At 60.5% G+C, this 2,735-nt stretch carries 3 protein-coding genes; all 3 read left to right on the forward strand.

Annotated elements, in window-relative coordinates:
• Positions 1–772 (forward strand): DUF2399 domain-containing protein (locus ACH2AT_RS10865; protein ID WP_394965985.1); only part of this gene is annotated, 772 nt, incomplete at its 5' end.
• Positions 773–1,222: 450 nt separating this feature from the next.
• The gene (locus tag ACH2AT_RS10870; RefSeq protein ID WP_394965987.1) at positions 1,223–1,783 is read left to right on the forward strand and encodes a hypothetical protein; all 561 of its coding nucleotides are present in this window, start codon (positions 1,223–1,225) and stop codon (positions 1,781–1,783) included.
• 70 nt (positions 1,784–1,853) lie between these two features.
• On the forward strand, positions 1,854–2,699 hold the full coding sequence (locus ACH2AT_RS10875) for a patatin family protein (protein WP_394965989.1): 846 nt from the start codon (positions 1,854–1,856) through the stop codon (positions 2,697–2,699).
• Positions 2,700–2,735 lie beyond the last annotated feature (36 nt).

The raw sequence follows: 2,735 nt of genomic DNA on the forward strand, positions 1-2,735 counted from the left end.
GGAACGCCACCCGGATGAGAGGATCCGTCTGGCCGTTCTCAGCGCTTACGCAACGTCAGATCCACATGCGCTGGATACCAACACCCTGGGCGGAAAGCTGTTTCTGCATCTCCTGTCCATGCAGGCGGGCGTTGAGCTTCCCACTGGGGCTGAGGAACGGGCCGCCCTCTACTATAACTGTGGAATTTTGTGCGACAGCATATCGAGTCTCGTCACACAAGTGGGAGTCCGTTTGTATACAGACGCGGAAGAACATCCGGCTTATCGCGCGTTTCGCCTGCGGAATGAGGCCGGCACCCTCACGCTCACCAATCTGGCTGGCTTAACAGCGGGAGACAGTCCCTCAGGAAAAGCCTACCTGGTGGAAAATCAGATGGTGTTCACCCAGCTGTGCGATCAGGCCGCTCATTTTCATTCCCCGCTGATTTGTACCTCCGGACAGCTAACGATCGCTGTGATCCGTCTGCTGGATCTGCTTGTTTCCAGCGGGACAGAACTGTTCTACTCGGGAGACTTTGACGGGAAAGGCCTGTCCATCGCCCAGCAGCTTCTGGCGCGCTACTCGGATCGCCTGCATCTGTGGCATATGACGGCGGCAGATTATGCGCAGTGCCGCTCAGAGGTCCGGCTGAGTGAAAAAAGCCGCGCACTGCTCCGGAACTGTGCAGGCACGGTTCTTGCTCCGGCAGCCGAGGCAGCCGGACATAGCGGCTGTGACGGGTATCAGGAGCTGCTGCTGCCTCAGCTGCAGGCAGACTTAATGGAAACTTGATAAGAACGAAATACGGTTTTCTGAACGGAAATTCGGATTCCTGTATCTGAACCGTCCACGCGGCACGCGAACATGGCGCAGATTTTTCGCTCATCGCGTCCATAGAGCCGGACGTGCATGCAAGCGCCCTTTCCGACTGGCCGGCCAGCATGGCGTTTCTCCTTTATATGTAAGGTGTGAAATTGAGTTCGCCAACGAAAAACCGCTGACTTGAACATTTTTGAGGCGTATGCTATACTTACTTTTATGTGGATTTGCAAGGCAATTCCGGGCGGGGCGCATGCAGGCTTTTCTGCAAATGGGGCAATTTTACAATGGCGCCTTTGAAAACGGTGCAGCCATTCGCTGCGCTCATTTGAAGTCGGGATTGGGTCGATTTTGCTCCAATACAGCTTTCTGCAAATTCTCTACAACTCTTGCCAAAAACCAGACGGCACAGGAGGACGCACCATGGAATCCAAAAAGTTAGAAAAACCTCGTGAAAACGGCACTTTCTCGACCGCACAAGGCGTGATGGAACCGGATGAAGGGGGCAGAGGGGCGCTCCCCGCCATGAAGTCCATCGACAAGCCCGAGGCGGCCCAGAAGCCCGCCGCCGCAGACGGCGCCGTGCCTGCGGCGGAGAGCGGCCCCACCGGCTCTTCCAAGGTGGAGATCGAGCCGCTGTTCACCGAGTTCGTGGACTTCGACACCTTCTCCAAGTCCGATTTCCGGGTGGTGAAGATCAAGGAGTGCACCGCGGTGCCCAAGAGCAAGAAGCTGCTGAAGTTCGTGCTGGACGACGGCACCGGCGCCGACCGGGTCATCCTCAGCGGCATCCACGAGTACTACGAGCCGGAGGAGCTGGTGGGCAAGGCGGCCATCGCCATCGTCAACCTGCCTCCCCGCAGGATGATGGGCATCGACTCCTGCGGCATGCTCATCAGCGCCGTCCATCAGGAGGACGGCCACGAGGGCCTGCACCTGCTGATGGTGGATCCCCACATCCCCGCGGGCGCGAAGCTCTACTAACAACAAGCGAAAGGGCGTCCTGAGCGATCGGGGCGCCTTTTCCTGCAAAAGGGAAAGAGGCGAACGGATCATGAAAACAGGCCTTGTGCTGGAAGGCGGGGCCATGCGGGGCATGTTCACCGCCGGCGTGCTGGACGCCTTTCTCGCCGCCGGCGTGAGGGCCGACGAGGTGGTGGGCGTTTCCGCCGGGGCGCTGTTCGGCGTGAACTATCTCTCCGGCCAGGCGGGCCGGGCGGTGCGCTATAACAAGCGATTTAACGGCGACAAAAACTACATGGGCCTGCGGCCTTTGCTGCGGGAGGGCAACCTGTTCAGCACTTCTTACGCTTATGACCTTGTGCCCCGCAAGCTGGACCCCTTCGACGACGAAGCCTTTCAAAACAGCGGCGTGCCCTTCTACGCCGTGGTCACCGACGTGGACACCGGCGAGGCGGAGTACATACAGGTGAAGAGCGTCTTTGACCAGATGGACGTGCTGCGGGCCTCCGGCTCCATGCCCTTCGTCTCCCGCCCGGTGGAGTGGCAGGGGCGGCGGTATCTGGACGGCGGCGTTTCCGACAGCATCCCCTTCCGGTGGATGGCCGCCCGTGGCTGCGACAGGCTCATCGTGGTGCTCACAAGGGAAGAAGGCTACCGCAAAACGCCCATGAAGGGGGCGCTGCTGCGGCTGCTGAGGCGCAAATATCCCGCCATCGCCCGGCGGCTGGCCGCACGCCACACCGACTACAACCGGGCGCTGGAGGAGCTGGAGCGCTGGCAGGCCGAGGGCCGGGCCTTCGTGATACGCCCCTCGGTCAAAACGCCCATCAGCCGCATCGAGACCGACCCGGACAAGCTTCAGCAGGTCTACGACCTGGGCCTTGCGGACGGGCAGGCGGCCCTGCCCGCGCTGAAAGCCTATCTCGCCGGGCAGTGAGCCGCCCTTGCAAAGGGCGCGCGGGTAGGATACAAT

This window comes from Candidatus Allofournierella excrementigallinarum, assembly GCF_944388085.1.
Taxonomy (GTDB): domain Bacteria; phylum Bacillota; class Clostridia; order Oscillospirales; family Ruminococcaceae; genus Allofournierella_A; species Allofournierella_A excrementigallinarum.

Excerpts from the sequence above, each read along its gene's own strand:
- ACH2AT_RS10870 (WP_394965987.1), top strand. The coding sequence starts at position 1,223 with ATGGAATCCAAAAAGTTAGAAAAACCTCGTGAAAACGGCACTTTCTCG.
- ACH2AT_RS10875 (WP_394965989.1), top strand. The coding sequence starts at position 1,854 with ATGAAAACAGGCCTTGTGCTGGAAGGCGGGGCCATGCGGGGCATGTTC.